Genomic DNA, 17,198 nt, shown 5'->3' with positions numbered 1-17,198 from the left:
GTCCACAACCGTCGGAGGCACAGGGGAACGCCTACTACCCTTGGACCCGTGACTATTCGCCTGTACGACACCAGCGCCCGGCAGATCCGTGACTTCACCCCGCTCACGCCGGGCTGTGTCTCGATCTACCTCTGCGGCGCCACCGTGCAGGCCGCACCGCACATCGGGCACATCCGTTCCGGGCTGAACTTCGACATCATGCGCCGCTGGTTCGAGTACCGCGGCTACGACGTCACGTTCGTCCGGAACGTCACGGACATCGACGACAAGATCATCACCAAGTCCGCCGACCAGGGCCGCCCCTGGTGGTCCATCGGCTACGAGAACGAGCGCGCGTTCAACGACGGCTACACCGCACTCGGCTGCCTGCCGCCGACGTACGAGCCGCGCGCCACCGGTCATGTCACCGAGATGGTCGAGATGATGCGCGGCCTGATCGAGCGCGGGCACGCCTACGAGGCGGACGGCAGCGTCTACTTCGACGTGCGCTCCTTCCCGGACTACCTGGCGCTGTCCAACCAGGACATCGACGACCTGCGCCAGCCCGACGAGGGCGTCTCCGGCAAGCGCGACCCGCGTGACTTCGCCATGTGGAAGGCGAGCAAGCCGGGCGAGCCCGACTGGGAGACCCCGTGGGGCCGCGGCCGTCCCGGCTGGCACCTGGAGTGCTCGGCGATGGCCCACAAGTACCTGGGCTCCGCCTTCGACATCCACGGCGGCGGCCTGGACCTGGTCTTCCCGCACCACGAGAACGAGATCGCGCAGGCCAAGGCCTTCGGCGACGACTTCGCCCAGTACTGGGTACACAACGCCTGGGTCACCATGAGCGGCGAGAAGATGTCCAAGTCGCTGGGCAACTCCGTGCTCGTCAGCGAGATGGTCAAGCACTGGCGGCCCGTCGTGCTGCGCTACTACCTCGGCACCCCGCACTACCGCTCGATGATCGAGTACAGCGAGGAGGCCCTGCGCGAGGCCGAGGCCGCGTTCACCCGGATCGAGGGCTTCGTGCAGCGCGTGGTGGAGCTGGCCGGGCCCGTCGCGCCGGCCGCCGAGGTGCCGAGCGCCTTCGCCGAGGCGATGGACGACGACCTGGGCGTCCCGCAGGCGCTGGCCGTCGTGCACACCACCGTCCGGCAGGGCAACTCCGCGCTCGCCGCCGACGACAAGGAAGCCGCCGTGGCCCGCCTCGCCGAGGTGCGCGCCATGCTCGGCGTGCTCGGCCTCGATCCGCTGGACGCGCAGTGGGCGGGGGAGTCCGACCGGGGCGACGATCTGCACGGCGTGGTCGACAGCCTCGTACGCCTCGTGCTGGACCAGCGGGAAGCCGCGCGGGCCCGTAAGGACTGGGCCACCGCGGACGCCATCCGGGATCGGCTCAAGGAGTCCGGGCTGGCGATCGAGGACGGTCCGCAGGGGCCGCGCTGGAGCCTCGGCGCGCGCTGAGCGCAGTGATCGATTGTGCCGCCCGGCCCTCCGGGCGGCACACTGCATAGACATACGACTTTTCCGTCGTTCCATCTCTCCACACAGACAGGTAGGTCATGGCCGCGAACAACCGCCGCATGTCCGGCAAGAAGGGCGCGCAGGTCGGCAGTGGCGGCCAGCGGCGCCGGGGCCTGGAAGGCAAGGGTCCGACGCCGCCCGCCGAGATGCGCAAGGGGCACAAGAAGAACCGCATCGCCACCGCCAAGGCCAAGCAGGTCCAGCGCCGTCCGGCGCCGCGCGGCCGGGGCGGCAAGGGCACGTCCGAGCTGGTCGTCGGGCGCAACCCGGTCGTCGAGGCGCTGCGCGAGGGCGTGCCCGCGAACACCCTCTACGTCCAGCAGTTCATCGACAACGACGAGCGGGTGCGCGAGGCGCTCCAGCTCGCGGCCGACCGCGGGGGCATCAACCTCATGGAGGCCCCGCGTCCCGAGCTGGACCGGATGACGAACGGCCTCAACCACCAGGGCCTGGTCCTGCAGGTGCCGCCGTACGAGTACGCCCACCCCGAGGACCTCGTGAGCGCCGCGTTCGACGACGGCGAGGACCCGCTGATCGTCGCCCTGGACGGCGTCACCGACCCGCGCAACCTCGGTGCCGTCGTGCGCTCCGTCTCCGCCTTCGGCGGCCACGGCGTCGTGGTGCCCGAGCGGCGCGCGGCCGGCATGACCGCCGGCGCCTGGAAGACCTCCGCCGGCACCGCCGCCCGTACGCCGGTCGCCCGCGCCACCAACCTCACGCGCGCGCTGGAGGCCTACAAGAAGGCCGGCATCGTCGTCGTCGGTCTCGCCGCGGACGGCGAGGTCGAACTCGGCGATCTCGAGGCCCTCGGCGGCCCCGTCGCCATCGTCGTCGGCAGCGAGGGCAAGGGCCTGTCCCGCCTGGTCGGCGAGACCTGCGACTTCCGCGTCCGCATCCCGATGCCGGGCGGCGCCGAGTCCCTGAACGCCGGCGTGGCGGCGGGCATCGTCCTGTACGAGACGGCACGACGCCGCGCCTGAGACGGGCACGGGGGCGCCCCGGAGGGGCGCGGGGAACTGTGCGACCGGCTACGGCGGTGCCGCGGACGAACGACGGTCCGTCGCCGTGCTTCCGGCGGAGCGCTCGGTCCGGACTGGTGTCGGGGGGCGTCACCCGTGCGGGGTAATCCGGCCGCGCGGCGTGAGCTTGACGCGGTCCGGACAGATCCGGGAGGTCAAAGCAGTGTCCTAAACACACGTCACTCGGTTAGATGAGTGTGGACACCAGAACACCCCGCACACCCACGGGGGACCGCTCGTCGGGATTCGACGACGCTCCCGCGCTGAGCATGGTGAAGGTGCCGAGCGATCCGGCGCAGATCATCGTCAATCATGCGAGCTTCCGCGTGCAGTTGGGCGCGTCGACGCGGCGCACCCAATCACCGCGGATCGCACGGGACTTGACCGCCGGCGAGGACACCGCCCGCATCCCCGCGGTCGGCGCGGCGACCGGCGCCCGCCGTCGGCCGGTGGTCTGGAGCGGCAAGTCCGCCCCGGACGACACCGGCGCCCACCGGCTGCTGCAGGCGGTGCGGGGCGGCAGCGTCCGCCACGGCGAGGAACCGAACGACGCCGGCGCCACCCAGGTCATCCCGCGCGTGGACATCGCAGACGGCCCTTACGGCGACGACGGTTACGACGACCTCGCCCAGACCGTGGAGACCCCCGTCGTCGGCGCCCAGCGCACCCCGCCGGACGGCGACGCCACCCGGCTGCTGCCCGACATGCGCCCGGTGGGCAGCTCCTACGACGAGGAACTCGCCTACGACGAGCAGCGGTTCGCGGATTCCGGCGACGACTCGCGGACCGGGCGTTCCGGCGACGAACCGGCCCGGCACGCCTACTACCCGGGCCGCCGGATGAACCTGGGCGTGGTCCTCCTCCCGCTGCGCATCTTCCTCGGCTTCATCTCCATCTACGCCGGCATGGGCAAGCTGTGCGACCCCGTCTACTTCGACGGCGGCAAGCGCGGCTCGATGGTGAAGTGGCTCAACACCCTGCACCCCTGGGAAGTCGCCGAGCCGCTGCGGCAGTTCGCCCTCGAGCACCCCGTCGGCTCCGGCCTGGTCATCGCCTTCTTCCAGGTCATCGTGGGCGTCCTCACGGTCCTGGGCTGCTGGCAGCGGGTCGCCGCCGTGATCGGCGCGCTGCTGTCGGCCGCGCTGCTCGTCACCGTGAGCTGGAAGAGCGTCCCCGCCTACGACGCCCCCGACATCATCTACCTCGCCGCCTGGTCCCCGCTGATCATCGCCGGCGCCCCCGTCTACTCCGTCGACGGGCGGCTCGCGGGCAACGCCTGGCGGCGGCTCGGTCCCCGCGCCGACATCTGGGACCTGCGCCGCTATGTGCTGCGCCGCGGCACTCTGGTCACCGCCATCGTCGTAGGCCTGACCCTGCTGCTCGGCTCGCTGCTCGGCGGTGCCGTGCGCGACGCCGACCGGGTGGTCGTCCCCGGGCCCGGCGAGGCCCCGCGCAACGAGCTGCCCGGCTCCCCGCTCCCCTCGGAGCCCGGGCGGAAGCAGAAGCGCACCCCGTCGGCCTCCACCTCGCCCACCCAGGGCGCCACTTCGTCACCGACGGCAGGCGCCGCCACGACGCCGGGCGCCACCAGGGACACCAGCACCGCGGGCGCCGCGGGCACGTCCCCGAGCCAGACCCAGGGCACCACGGGCGAGGCCCCGCCCCAGCAGACCACCCCGGTGGACGAGGCCCCGAGCACCAGCTCCGGCCCGACCTCGGGCGGCACCACCGGCGGCAGCGGCACGCCGGGCGGCTCGGGAGGCGGAGGATCCACCTCCGGTGAACCGGGCCTGGTGGGCGGCCTGTTGGGGTAGACGGGCCGGTGGGCGGCATTCTGGGGTAGCCCACCGGCTGACACGACGAACCCTTGAGCCGAAGGCCGACACGAACTCCGTGTCGGCCTTCGCCGTGCTTCGGCGTGTTCACCGTGGCCGTCGTTGCGGTGGTTCGCGCCGGGATGCCGGTGGTCCGCGCCGGGGCGCCGGTGGTTCGCGCCGGGATGCCGGTGGTTCCATGCCGGGATGCCGGTGGGCCACAACGGCACGCCGGTGGTTCCATGCCGGGGCGCCGACGGTCCGCGCCTGGGCGCCGGTGGGCCACACCGGCACGCTCGCCGCGGCCCCGGCGTGCGTCCTGGTCGCCGGTGTGCTCGCGGGGCTCTGCCCGACGATGTGCGCGGCCCGGATCCGGCCGGTGGAGGCCCTGTGTCGGTGAGGCGCGTCAGGACTTGAGGGCGGCCAGCTCCCTGGCCGCCTCGGTCAGGTCCTTCGCCGTGTCGATGGCCCGCCAGTACGCGCCCTGGGGGAGGGGGAACCCGGCCAGCCTCCGCTCCCGCGCGAGCCGCGGGAACGTCGTCCGCTCGTGGTCCCCGCGCTCGGGCAGCAGCGCGGCGAACTCCGGCGCGAAGACGTAGACGCCCGCATTGATCTCGTACGTCGTCGGCGGCGCCTCGATGAAGTCCGTGACGTGTCCGAAGCCGTCGGTCCGTACGGCCCCCCAGGGGATGCGCGGCCGTGCCAGCGCAAGGGTCGCGACCGCGTCCCGCTCGGTGTGGAAGCCGGCCATGTCCCGCAGCGAGAAGCGGGTCCAGATGTCCCCGTTGGTGGCGTACCAGGGCCGGTCGGGGTACGGCAGGTGAGCGGCCGCGTACTTCAGGCCGCCGCCGCGTCCGAGGGGCTCGGCCTCGACGACGGTGGTCACCCGCACGGGGAGGTCCGCCGACGCGAGCCACTCCTTGAGTACGTCCGCCAGGTGGCCGCAGCTGACCACGACGTCGGTCACGCCCTCCTCGGCGAGCCAGGCGAGCTGGTGACCGATGATCGGCGTGCCCGTGCCGGGGATTTCGACCATGGGCTTGGGGCGGTCGTCGGTGTACGGGCGCAGCCGGGAGCCCTGGCCTCCGGCGAGGATCACGGCTTGTACGGGGTGAGGGGCGGCGGTCGTCATGGGCGAACTGTAGGCGGGACCGGGCGTGCGCCTATGAGCTCGGGGGGTTCTGTGTGTTTGCGGGTGCGGCGTCGTGGGGGCTGGTCGCGCCCGCGCGGCGGAGCCGCACATGAATACAGCCCCGCGCTCCTGACGGGCCTGCGTCCCTGACGGGCCCGTCAGGGACGCAGGCCCCTCGTCATCAGCTGTGCGCTGCCAGCACTCCCGACGCGAACGACGTGTCGCAGACCGGGCGGGCGTAGGACTGGGCGCGGGTCGGGCCGTACAGGCGGACCGCGGCGTGCCCGAGGGCGCGGGCGATGGAGGCGCAGTGCTTGGCGAGCGACGGGCGGCCGTTGACGGCCTCCTGGAGGTGGGTGAGCGCGACGCCCGGGTCCTCCCGCTGGAGCTCGGTCAGCAACCGGTCGCGCAGCACGTCGTGCGGGGCACGGGGCGTGTCGCCCGGCTTGGCGTCCGACACCGAGGCGTCCGACGCGGTGAGCACCGAGTCCGAGGGGTTCCCCGACCAGTTGACCCGGGTGACCGCGAGGGTCCCGGAGAGCACCAGGACGACGGGCAGGACGAGGGCGAGGGAGCGGCCGATCAGGCGGGCGGGGCCCCGGCCGCGACGCGTCTGTTGGTTAGTGGAGTGCTTCACGCGAGTGAGGGTAGCGTCCGGTAATGATTTGGCGACATTTAGTCACCGGTTCGGGGGACGAAATGGTGCCGCTTTTTGGGTAGTGCGTTGACGCCCGCTGCTCGAAATGACCGGTCTGCCGGGGTATTTGTCGACAACGGGAAGGGCCCCGCAGCAGCCTGCGGGGCCCTTCCCGTCAACCCGGGCGTTTCACCCGGTCCGCGCCTCAGTCGGAGAGGCGCGCACCGGTGGAGGTCGAGAACACGTGGGCCTCGCCGGAGCGCGGGACGACGTGCAGCGTGCTGCCCTTCTCCGGGACGGCACGGCCGCTCACGCGGACCACGAGGTCCTTGGACTCCTCGCCGACCTTGGCGGTGCCGTAGACGTAGGCGTCGGCACCCAGCTCCTCGACCACGTTCACGGTGACCGCCAGACCCAGGTCCGAGTCCGCGCCCGCGACCTCGAAGTGCTCGGGGCGGACGCCGACGGTGACGGTCTTGTCGGTGGTGGCGGAGAGCGCGTCACGGTCGACCGGGACGACCGACTTGCCGAACTTCACGCCGCCGTCGGCGATCGGGACCTCGACCAGGTTCATGGCCGGGGAGCCGATGAAGCCGGCGACGAAGAGGTTGGCCGGGCGGTCGTACATGTTGCGCGGCGAGTCGATCTGCTGCAGCAGACCGTCCTTCAGCACGGCCACGCGGTCGCCCATCGTCATGGCCTCGACCTGGTCGTGGGTGACGTAGACGGTGGTGATGCCGAGGCGGCGCTGCAGCGACGCGATCTGCGTACGGGTCGAGACGCGGAGCTTGGCGTCGAGGTTCGACAGCGGCTCGTCCATGAGGAACACCTGCGGCTCACGCACGATGGCGCGGCCCATGGCGACACGCTGGCGCTGACCGCCGGAGAGCGCCTTCGGCTTGCGGCTCAGGTACTCGGTGAGGTCCAGGATCTTCGCCGCGTCCTCGACCTTCTGGCGGATCTCCGCCTTCGGCACACCGGCGATCTTGAGCGCGAAGCCCATGTTGTCGGCGACCGTCATGTGCGGGTACAGCGCGTAGTTCTGGAACACCATGGCGATGTCCCGGTCCTTGGGCGGCAGGTGCGTGACGTCACGGTCACCGATGCGGATCGCGCCGCCGTTGACGTCTTCGAGCCCCGCCAGCATGCGCAGCGAGGTGGACTTGCCGCAGCCGGACGGGCCGACCAGGACGAGGAACTCCCCGTCCTCGATCTGGATGTCGAGCGCGTCTACGGCGGGCTTCTCGGAACCCGGGTAGATCCGGGTCGCCTTGTCGAACGAGACAGTGGCCATGGGAATGGGCCCCCTTCTACCGGCAGGAACGTGCCGGACGATCCGTTGTAGGAAGGTGGTGGTGTAGTCCATGTGAGTGGACTGGCCTTGGACGGTACCTGGCGTTCACCTGGTCTGTCAGTACCCGGCGCCCTGTGAACTTCGCGGAAATTTTCGACAGGGGCACGCCGGGACGTGGGTACACTGCACGGGCACGCAGGTGCGCGCCTCCTTAGCTCAGCTGGTCAGAGCGCCGCTCTTGTAAAGCGAAGGTCGTCGGTTCGAATCCGACAGGGGGCTCTTTCTCCGCCTGCGCGAACGCCCCGCGATCCATGATCGCGGGGCGTTCGCGCAGGCGATCCGGTGGGCCGTTACGGTGTCCGGCATGGGTGGGGGATCCGCGATCCGCATGAAGCGGTGCAAGGAGTGCAATCGGCCGCTGGACCGGCGCCGATGGAGGCGTCCGAAGCGGTTCTGCCGGCGGCGGCACCAGGTGCGGTACTGGCTTGAGACCGTGGGCGACATCCTCTTCGGCTAGCCGGACTCGCCGACCGGGCCGGGGAACGCGCACCCGGCAGGTGCCGGACTCTTCTCTCCCCCCGCGGGGCCTGTCCTGTCCACTCCGCTGCCACGCCCCGCCCCACGGCCGTACCCTGGTCGGCACAACGAGGGGAACCGCGCCGGGAGGTACGGGGTGACAGGGCGCCGCAGTCCGGAACGGGTCCGCAACGAGCTGGTCGTCTCCATCGTGGACGCCCTCCAGGACTCGGCCACGGTGAGACAGACCAGCAGCCGCGAGTTATGGCGGGAGATGCTCGCCGACGAACTGGGCTCGCCCGTGGAACCGTACGGCGGGGAGCGGCTGCGGCCGTGGCTGCTGCACGTGGTGAAGGCGAGTACGGCGGTCGGCGACGGGCCGGCCTGTCTGGTGCGGGCGTTGGAGTACGTGGAGCAGCAGTCGGCGAGCGTCGCCGCGTTGTGGCCGCTGGTGGACGAGTGGGAGGCCGTCGACTTCTTCAACAACGCCGACCTCGCTCCGCTGCGGCCGGTCCTGCAGTCCCTGCGGGCCTCGGAGCTGTCGCCGATGGCCAGGCGGGCCAGCCGCTCCCGGGTGCAGGAGCTGCCCGCCTGGTGCCAGAACGGCTGGCAGGTCTTCCTGCGGCTGGCCGGTGAGAACTCCCCGGCCGACGAGCTGCCGTTCAACATGGCCTTCCTCGCCCTGTCCGCCGACCGGCTGATGGAGGAGGGCCGGGCGGACGCCGCCGAGGTGCTGCGGCGCTTCAACCGCCGCCAGGCGCAGGAGCTGGGCCTGGAGAGCCTGCTGGCGCAGTGGCAGCACTCGGAGTTCCCGCAGTCCCCGCCCTCGCTGGTCCCCGCCTATCTGATGATCCAGTTCGAGCCGGACCGTATCGAGGCCGACTGCTACTACCTCTCGCACTGGCGGCAGTCCGACTCCGAGGGCTGGCATCCCGTGCGCGGCGAGACCGTCCGTCTGCGCCGGGAGGAGCTGCCGGGCGCGGTGGAGCGGCTGATCGAGGACTGCGAGGCGCGCTGGGCCGATCTGCGCCAGCCCGTGATCCTGGAGTTCGTCCTGCCCTGGGAACTGCTCAACGAGCCGGTCGAGTGGTGGTCCAAGGAGTCCGACCACCCCGACCCGACCCCGCTGGCCATGGACTACCCGGTCCTGGTGCGCAGCCTGGAGCGGCTGCAGCGCGCCGCCTGGCACCGGCCGTGGCACCACAAGTGGCGGCAGCTGAAGGAGCGCCCGGCGGACAGCCATCCGCACTGGAGCCGCCCGGCGCAGGACGGGGCGTACTTCTTCCATCTGGAGCGGGAGCTGAAGGAGGACCGGCACGCGGTCTGCCTGGTGCTCAGCGAGCCGCCCGGCGACGACAGCGGCACCGGCCGCCGCGAGGTGCTCGCCGGGCTGCGGGCCGGGGTGCCCGCGATGGTCTGGCACCGCACGGACTGCTCCGACCCGGGCTTCCAGGACGCCATCGGCGAGATCCTCCAGGACCGCGGGCTCGGCAGCCTCGCGGAACGCGTCGGGAAGTGGCGCCAGGAGGCGCTGGCCCTCGGCCCCGACCGCTGGGACGGGCACGTGGGGCGGCATCTGGCCATCCTGCTCGACGACCCCGAGCGCAAGCCGGGCCCCGTAGGGCCGGTGTAGGCCGATGACCGGGCAGAGCGCACGGCGCCGGCCACGGCCTTCCGACGGTCCCGGGGCACTCCGGTCGACAGGTTCTGGGGCGTTCCTCTCGGCAGGCCCTCGGACACTCCTTTCGGCAGAGTGGCAGACGGCCTTGCACCGGGCACTGCGCGGTGTCACGCTGGAGCCGAGACAGGCCCACAGGCCAGGCGTGCTCGACACCGCAGGGGGGCGCGTTCCATCAGGCGAGCGACTGTCCAGCTCGTGCTGCAACCCCCTGTGGCCTGCCGTCTTGCACACCATGCAGACCACTGCCAGGCTTGGCACGTGGATGTCACGCATGCCCGCGCCCTCGGGATCCCCTCTTCGGCACTCCCTCCGTCCTCGGGCCTTACCGGACGCTCTGAGAGCGCTTATGCAGTGTGACGATGTCCCACGATCAGCGGCTGGGCCGGCGTACGACGAAGCCTCACTCGACGCCGTTCCGCATGCTCTGAGCGAGCTGGAGCGGTCGCCGTCCGCGGCCCCTCCCTCCGTGCTGCTCGTCGTCGACGACCACGTGACGATGCGGGTCTGGGAGGAGACGGTCGGCGAGCTGGTGGGGGAACTGGCCCACCAGGAACGGCTGGGCGAGATCACCACCGTACGACTGCTCAGTTCGGATGACACCGAGCCGGCCCGGATCCGGCTGGACCGGCTGCCGCCGAGCCCTTCCGAGCACCGGGTGGTGCTGGTGCTGACCGACGGGCTGGCCGCGGGCTGGCGGTCGGACGCGGTGCTGCCGCTGCTGCGTGAACTCGGCCGCAGCGAGCCGCTGTCGGTGCTGCACCTGCTGCCGCAGCAGCTGTGGTCCCGCACCGGCCTGGACGTGCACCGCATGCGGTTGAGCAGCGCCGGGTCCTGGGCGCCCAACGACCTGCTGCGCTGGGAGCTGCGCACCTCCCCCCTCGAACCCGTCGACGACCCCGACGCGCGCGCCGGGGTGGTGCCGGTGCCCGTGCTGGAGCTGACCGAGCGCTCCCTGTCCGGCTGGGTCGACCTGGTGGCCGGGCGGACCGACGGCTGGGTGGAGATGTCCGGGCTCAGGGCCCGTGACTGGAAGCGGCGGGCCGACGCGGCGCGGGCCGTGCCGTGGGTGCAGGACGTGCCCGACCCCGCCAGTGCCGTACCGGCCTGGGAGCGGGTCTCGGAGTTCCGCGCGGCCGTCTCGCCGACCGCGTTCGCGCTGGCCACCCGGCTCGCGGCGGCCCCGCTCACGCTGCCGGTGATGAGCGCGGTGACCGCCTCGCTGCCGGGCGCCGGGCCCGCCCATCTCGCGGAGCTGCTGATGAGCGGCCTGGTGCGGCCCGCGGGCGCGGACGCCGAGCGCGCCGCCGACGTGGCCTTCGTCTTCGGCCCCAACATCCGCCAGGAGTTATTGGCGCTGTCCCGCCGCAGGGACACCGCCCGAGTGCTGCACGACGTACGGGAGTTGCTGGCCGCCCGGGCCGAGGGCACCGAACCGGTGCTGCCCGACGCCGAGGAGCTGTTCGAGACGGCCGACGTGCCGTCCGTGACCCGGCGCAACGTGGCGTTCCTGCGCGTGGAACTGGCAGCGCTCAGGGCACTCTCCGGCAAGTTCCTGCCGAGGGCAAAGCGGCTGGCCAGGGCACTGCGCGAGTACGACCGACAGAACAGCGTCAGCCTGCGCAAGCACCCGGGCCCGGCCGCCCGCCGACCCTCCGTGCACGCACCGGCCGAGGCCGGGACATCTTCAGAAGGAGCCACGGCCATGACCGCCACGCACACGCAGCCCGCGGTGGACAGCGGGCGTTCGACGCCGCGCGTCTGGGGCAACATCCCGCCGCGCAACCCGAACTTCACAGGCCGCGTGGACCTTCTGGAACGGCTCAGCGAGCGACTGCGCGAGGGCACCACCACCGTGCTGCCCGAGGCCATCCACGGCATGGGCGGCGTCGGCAAGACCCAGCTGGCGATCGAGTACGCCTACCGCCACCAGTCCGAGTACGACGTGGTGTGGTGGATCCCCGCCGAGCGGCCGGGCCAGATCGGGCAGGCCCTGGTGGAACTGGCCCAGCGGCTCGGCCTGGTCACCAGCGCCGAGGCCAACATCGCGACGCCCGCGCTGCGGGAGGCGCTGCGCGAGGGGCGGCCGTACTCCCGCTGGCTGCTGATCTTCGACAACGCCGACAGCCCCGAGCGGGTGCGCGACTACTTCCCCACCGGCGGCAGCGGCACCATCCTCGTCACCTCCCGCAACCGGCGCTGGAGCGTGGTCGGCCCCTCCCTCGAAGTCGACGTCTTCACCCGCGAGGAGAGCAAGGAGCTGCTGCGCCGCTCCGGTTCCGAGGAACTCGACGACGCCGAGGCGGACCGCCTCGCCGAAGCCCTCGGCGACCTGCCGCTCGCGCTGGAACAGGCGGCGGCCTGGCGGGCGGAGACGGGCATGCCGGTCTCCGAATACCTCCGCCTCTTCGAGCACAAGCGCGCCGAACTCCTCGAGGTCTCCCCGCCGCCGGACTACCAGCTGCCGGTCGCCGCCGCCTGGAACGTCTCCCTGGACCACCTGGAGACCCGCAGCCGCACCGCGCTGCGCCTGCTCCAACTGTGCTCCTACTTCGCGCCCGACCCCATCTCGCGCTCGATCTTCTCCGGTCTCGGCGGCTCCACCATCGACCCCGAACTCGACCGCGCCCTCAACGACCCGATGCGCCTGGCCCGCGCCATACGGGAGATCAACCGCTACTCCCTCGCCCGCATCGACCACCGGACCAACTCGATCGAGATGCACCGCCTGGTCCAGGCCGTGCTGATCCACCGCATGACCCCCGAGGAACAGAACCGCATGCGCAATGGGGCCCACACCCTTCTGGCCGCAGCCGACCCCAAGGGACCGAGCCAGTCCGCCAACTGGCCGCGGTACGCGGAGTTGTACGGCCATGTGATCGCCTCCGGGGCGATCGAGTCCGACCAGCCGTGGGTGCGCGAGCTGGTGATGAACGTCGCGAAGTACCTGTGGTACTGGGGAGACCACCGGGTCGCGCTGGAGTTCTCGGAGCAGGCCTGGGAGACCTGGCAGCGGCGTTTCGGCGAGGAGGACCAGCAGACGCTGCTGATCGGCTGGTGGCTGGGCTTCGTGTTCCTGCGGGTGGGGCGCTACGACGACGCCTCCCGCGTCGTCTCCCGGCTCAGGCACGTCTACACCCGCACGGCGCCCACGGACCGGGAGGACAATCGCGAGGACGCCCTGGTGGCACTGAACCTGGAAGCCGCGGTCCGGCGCGCCCAGGGCGAATTCGCCGCCGGTGCCGAACTGGACGAGATGGCGTACGACCGGGCCCGGCGCGCCTTCGGCGAGGACGACCCCACCACGCTGGTCACCGCCCACAACCTCGGGGTGAGCCTGCGCGTGGTCGGCGACTTCCAGCGTGCGCTGGAGCTGGACCGGCGCACGCACGCCATGAAGACCCGCCTGTTCGGCCGCGATCACCAGCAGTCACTGGTGACCGAGGCGAGCGTCGCCGTCGATGTCCGCGAGACGGGTGACTACGTGGGCGCGCGGTCCTTGCAGCAGGCCGTCGTGGACGGATACCGGGCGACGTTCGGCTCCAGCAACCCCACGACGCTGGAGAGGATCCGGCAGCTGAGCGAGGCCAGCCGCAAGGAAGGCGACCACGCCGCCGCGCTGGAACTGGCTCGCGAAGCCTCCGAACAGCTCACCCGCCGCTACGGCAACACCCACCCCGACTCCTTGCTGGCCGCGCTCACGTTGTCCGTGGCGCTGCGCCACAACGGCGAACTGGAGGAGGCCCGCGAGCGTGGCGAGACGGCCCGCGAGCGCTTCCGCAAGGTCTTCCCGGCCCATCACCCGCACATCGCGGCGGCCGATGTCGACCTGGCGGTGACCTTGCGGCTGCTGGGACGGGCGCAGGAGGCGAAGGAGCTAGACGAGGCCGCGCTGGAGTCGCTCACCGGTCGTCTGGGCGAGAATCATCCGATCGTGCTGGCCTGCTCCATCAACCTGGCCAGTGACCTCAGCGCGCTGGGGCAGCCGGCGGAGGCCCGCGAACTCGGTGAGCGGACCCTGGAGTTGTGCCGGGCGCGGTTGGGCGAGGGGCATCCGACCACTCTGGTGGGGGCGGCGAACCTGTCCCTGGACCTGGTCGCCGTGGGGGAGAGGGAGGCGGGCGAGGCACTGCGCGCGGACACGCTGGCCCGCATGGAGCAGGCCCTGGACGCGCCTCGCCTCAGCACCGCGGAGGCCGCCCCCCATCCTGCGACGGTGCAGGCCCGGGCCCGGCAGCGGACCGACTGCGACATCGACCCCATGCCGATGTGAGCCGGTCCGTCGCGGTCAGGCCGGCGGTGAGCCGAGCCAGGCCGCGAGGCGGACCGGGTCCGGCGGGGAGTCCGTGACCCGGAGCAGCGCCTGGTGCACCGCCCGTGCGCGTTCCGGGTGGCGGGACAGCAGGTGGGCGGCCGTCGGCTCGGTGTTCTCCGCGGCGAGGGCGCGGCCGAGGCCCGCCCAGGCTCCGGCTGCCTCGGGCTCCGCCTTCAGGTGTGCCGTGTAGGCGTGCCGGGCTGCCGTGGCCTCGCCGGCGGCCAGCAGAGCGTCGCCGGAGAGCGCCCCGGTGACCTCGGTGGCGGCAGCGTCGGGTCGCCGGTCGTCGGCCGTTGCGCTGAGCCGGTAGCGGACGAGGACCGCCAGGCTGTCCAGCCAGCGGGCCGAGGGGTCGGGCACGACCTCGGGCTCGGCCGCCAGGGAGGCGGGCGGCCCGCTCGCCCCGCGCTGCCACGCGTGCACCGCTGCCCGCACGGCCGCGGCGGGGGGCCGCCGGTGGTGGGCCCGCCAGCGAGCGGCATGGTCGTCGGCGCACAGCCGGGCCAGTGCGAGCGGCTCCTTGGGCACCGGCTCCGCCAGCCACTGCGCGCACTGGTCGCGCAGCGCGACCAACAGGGCCCTGCCGAGCGGGGTGCAGCGCGGATGACGGTGGACCTGCTCGATGGCCGTCGCTGTCTGGGCCCGCCACAGGGCGAACTCGAAGTGCGCCAGGGGGCTGTGCGCGGACGGCGCCACTCGGTGTGCGTTCCAGAAACGGGCGATCCCCGCGAAGGCGTAAATGCCCTGGAGCAGGCCTTCCAGAGGCCTGGGATCGTCACGCCAGGGCGCGTACCAGAGTTCCCCGGTTCCTTCGGGGGCGGGCGTCAGCAGCGGAGCGAGGTGCAGCAGACCGCCCAATTTGGTGTGCTGGAACTCGTGTACGAGGGTGGCGGCGAGCTGGGCGGCGTCGTCCGGCTCGGAGGCCTCGATACCGCCGAAGGCGTCCCCCGCGGATACGCTGCGTGGCCGAAACCTTTCCCTTGCCGCTGTCGGCGTCAGCGAGAGCAGCCCCGACCGCATGGCCGCGGCCGTCTCGGGCAGCTCCCGCAGCAGCACCGCCCAGGCCCGCTCCAGCGTCCTCCGCCAGTGCGCGGCCGTCTCCTCGGACAGGGGGCGCGGCTCGGTCGGCCGCGGGTACGTCCGGTACGGGTCGACATCGTCCAGGACGGTTTCCAGCCGCCGCTCTGCCGGACCGACCGAGACGTGGTGCAGGGGATGCCATCCCGGTCCGGCCGTACCGGGGTCGGTCGGTACGGCGACCTCGCACCCGGGTACGGCGACCACGGTCTGTCCGGACCGGCTGCGCACCGTCGCCGTCGCCCACGGCTCGGACACCGGCAACATCGCGCAGCCGAGGGTGGGCAGCGGTACCCGGCCGTGCCGCACCGGCACCTGGATGGCGAAGTCGAGTTTCGCGCGTAGAGCCGCCGCCGCGGCGAGGGCCGCGAAGTGGCCGAGAACCACCCACAGGGGCGGCTCGTCCTGCGGCTCCTTTCCCCGCAGCCGACGCAGCGTCGTGGCCAGCCACATTCCGGTCTGGGGGTACATGAGGAGGTCGTTGACGGCGGTGGGGTGGTGTTGCTGGGCCGCGCTGAGGAGGTCCCAGGCGGGGCCGAGGTCCGTGGTGTCGTCGAGCATCCGCAGCAGGAGCAGTCGGCGGCTGCGTTCGGCTCTCAGCAGGAGGTCGAGCGCGGCCGGTCCTCCCTCGCCGCGAATCAGCTCGGCCAGGGCGTCGGGCGGCAGGCGATGGTGCGGCAGGGACTGCTCGGCACTCACCGGCAGTCCCCCTCGGCGTCAGTCGAAACGCTCGGCCCCGCCGTCGATTTCACTGACGCTGGCCAGTTGGTGGTCGATTCCCGGCCGCAGCTCCTCCAGCGACTCGGCGAGAATTCGACTGTCCATGGAGCGCAGCGCTTCAAGAGACACCCCCGCGAGATCGACTAGGTTGGACTCGACGGCGGCCACAGATGGCTCCATGACGGCCAAACCCCTTCCCCCCGGCTGTATGTGCGATGCGGCTGCTCACATCCCCCTGATAATGGCCCGCCGCACGAGGGATGAAACCCTGGGCCCGCACAGCGCTGCGATATCAGGTCATGCGTGTGGACGACGTCGGTCGTCGGCTCCGCGGTGGCGCCGGGTCAACTCCACCGCCTCCTGGTCCATGCGGGCCACCCCGGCGGAGTCGCCCTCAACCAACCGTATCGCTTCCAGGAGTTGGTCCAAGGTCCCGCGATAGCGCAGGCAGGTGCTCAGGATTCCGAAGACGTCCGGGCGCAGGGCGGGGGAGCGGGGGCTCATGGCCGCGATCACGGGGTCGATGCTGTCCAGGACGAGGGCCAGGGCCGTGCGGTCACTGACGGCGGGAATCGCGGTCAACGCGGTGACCAGGCCGTCGAGTTCGCGCAGGGGCAGGTCGGCGGGCAGGTCGGAGAGGGTGGGGTGGGGGGAGGGGGCGGTGAGGGAGCCGGGGGTCGCGGGGAGGCCGGCGAAGTGGTGCAGGGCGGTCAGTTCGGCGGGGGTCAGCAGGTCGTACCAGCGGTCGACGCGCACCGCGGTGAGACGGCTCGGGGCGTCGGTCCGGTGGTGGGCGCCGATCAGGCCGATCAGGGTGTCGTGGTACCAGACCGCCGCGCCGGACATGCCCTCCCAGGGCGAGCGGTCCGGGTCGGGGGCCGACTCCGGTGGGGTGACGGTGAGTTCGAGGGCGCTTGAGCGGTGGGCGGAGAGGGCGGAGATCGTTCCGCTCGCGTGGCAGGGGGCGTGGGGTCGGCGCAGGGTGAGGCGGGGGTAGCCCACGGCTGTGAAGGGCAGGGCGAGGTCCGACGCCGGTACGGCGCCGTAGGCGGGCGGTCCGGTGGCGGGTGCCGGTGCCCGGTCCGTGAGTTCCAGCAGGGCCACGTCGGCCTTGTCGGAGGCGAGCGCCACGCGGGCCGGGGCGGGCGGTGCGTCGGCAGCGCCGGTGCCGAACCGTACGGCCGTCGCGCTCGGACCGGCGTCGCGGACCACGTGCGCGGCGGTGAGGACCCAGCGGTCGCCCACCCGGTAGCCGGAGCCGCGCCGCACGGGCAGACCGGTGGCCGGGCGCACCAGCACCTCCGCCACCCGCGCCGCGTCCAGTCCGCCCGTCACGCAACTCCTCGGTCATATCCGCGGGTTGAGTTACACCGGATCCATACCCGAACCGGTCCCGCTGTCACTCGATCTGAGCAGATTCGGTGCTGCGAACCTGTGTGTCTCCTGTGATGCATTAAGGTCGCTGAGGCACTTTAAAACCCCTTAAATAAGCG

Annotated in this window: 12 protein-coding genes and 1 tRNA gene; 7 read left to right on the top strand and 6 right to left on the bottom strand. The window is 72.1% G+C overall.

Annotated elements, in window-relative coordinates; all coding sequences use genetic code 11:
• The first annotated feature begins 48 nt into the window (after window positions 1-48).
• From cysS to ICC28_RS16830, 4 genes are all read left to right on the top strand, one after another.
• Complete coding sequence (gene cysS / locus ICC28_RS16845) at window positions 49-1,443, top strand: cysteine--tRNA ligase (RefSeq protein WP_188289380.1); 1,395 nt, start codon at window positions 49-51, stop codon at window positions 1,441-1,443.
• A 98-nt stretch (window positions 1,444-1,541) separates the two neighbouring features.
• Window positions 1,542-2,483 carry a 23S rRNA (guanosine(2251)-2'-O)-methyltransferase RlmB gene (gene rlmB / locus ICC28_RS16840; protein ID WP_188289379.1) on the top strand — a complete coding sequence of 314 codons (942 nt, stop codon included), beginning with the start codon at window positions 1,542-1,544 and terminating at the stop codon, window positions 2,481-2,483.
• A gap of 230 nt (window positions 2,484-2,713) precedes the next feature.
• Window positions 2,714-4,336, top strand: a complete 1,623-nt coding sequence (locus tag ICC28_RS16835; RefSeq protein WP_188289378.1) for a DoxX family protein — start codon at window positions 2,714-2,716, stop codon at window positions 4,334-4,336.
• 199 nt (window positions 4,337-4,535) lie between these two features.
• The gene (locus ICC28_RS16830) at window positions 4,536-4,736 is read left to right on the top strand and encodes a hypothetical protein (RefSeq protein ID WP_188289377.1); all 201 of its coding nucleotides are present in this window, start codon (window positions 4,536-4,538) and stop codon (window positions 4,734-4,736) included.
• Between the two features lie 6 nt (window positions 4,737-4,742).
• Here ICC28_RS16830 and ICC28_RS16825 read toward each other — a convergent pair whose 3' ends face one another.
• The 3 genes from ICC28_RS16825 to ICC28_RS16815 all read right to left on the bottom strand — a co-directional run bounded on the left by ICC28_RS16825 (window position 4,743) and on the right by ICC28_RS16815 (window position 7,399).
• Entirely contained in the window at window positions 4,743-5,468 is a 726-nt protein-coding gene (locus ICC28_RS16825; RefSeq protein ID WP_188289376.1) for an NDP-sugar synthase, read from the bottom strand.
• Between the two features lie 181 nt (window positions 5,469-5,649).
• Entirely contained in the window at window positions 5,650-6,105 is a 456-nt protein-coding gene (locus ICC28_RS16820) for a hypothetical protein (RefSeq protein WP_188289375.1), read from the bottom strand.
• 205 nt (window positions 6,106-6,310) lie between these two features.
• Window positions 6,311-7,399: an ABC transporter ATP-binding protein gene (locus tag ICC28_RS16815; RefSeq protein ID WP_188289374.1), complete on the bottom strand. Its 1,089-nt coding sequence runs from the start codon at window positions 7,397-7,399 to the stop codon at window positions 6,311-6,313.
• 205 nt (window positions 7,400-7,604) lie between these two features.
• Here ICC28_RS16815 and ICC28_RS16810 point away from each other — a divergent pair.
• The 3 genes from ICC28_RS16810 to fxsT all read left to right on the top strand — a co-directional run bounded on the left by ICC28_RS16810 (window position 7,605) and on the right by fxsT (window position 13,866).
• Window positions 7,605-7,678 (top strand) — tRNA-Thr (locus tag ICC28_RS16810).
• A 394-nt stretch (window positions 7,679-8,072) separates the two neighbouring features.
• Entirely contained in the window at window positions 8,073-9,548 is a 1,476-nt protein-coding gene (locus tag ICC28_RS16805; protein WP_188289373.1) for an effector-associated domain 2-containing protein, read from the top strand.
• Window positions 9,549-9,552: 4 nt separating this feature from the next.
• Window positions 9,553-13,866, top strand: coding sequence for an FxSxx-COOH system tetratricopeptide repeat protein (gene fxsT, locus ICC28_RS16800; RefSeq protein WP_317454031.1), 4,314 nt, complete (start codon window positions 9,553-9,555; stop codon window positions 13,864-13,866).
• Window positions 13,867-13,881: 15 nt separating this feature from the next.
• Here fxsT and ICC28_RS16795 read toward each other — a convergent pair whose 3' ends face one another.
• From ICC28_RS16795 to ICC28_RS16785, 3 genes are all read right to left on the bottom strand, one after another.
• A complete protein-coding gene (locus tag ICC28_RS16795) occupies window positions 13,882-15,684 on the bottom strand; it encodes an HEXXH motif domain-containing protein (RefSeq protein WP_188289371.1) in 1,803 nt (600 codons plus the stop codon).
• 18 nt (window positions 15,685-15,702) lie between these two features.
• Window positions 15,703-15,873 carry a hypothetical protein gene (locus ICC28_RS16790; protein WP_188289370.1) on the bottom strand — a complete coding sequence of 57 codons (171 nt, stop codon included), beginning with the start codon at window positions 15,871-15,873 and terminating at the stop codon, window positions 15,703-15,705.
• Window positions 15,874-16,002: 129 nt separating this feature from the next.
• Window positions 16,003-17,040: an effector-associated domain 2-containing protein gene (locus tag ICC28_RS16785; RefSeq protein ID WP_188289369.1), complete on the bottom strand. Its 1,038-nt coding sequence runs from the start codon at window positions 17,038-17,040 to the stop codon at window positions 16,003-16,005.
• Window positions 17,041-17,198 lie beyond the last annotated feature (158 nt).

The organism is Streptomyces sp. TRM68416, assembly GCF_014596915.1.
Classification (GTDB): domain Bacteria; phylum Actinomycetota; class Actinomycetes; order Streptomycetales; family Streptomycetaceae; genus Streptomyces.
This window is presented reverse-complemented; position numbering and strand designations above follow the sequence as displayed.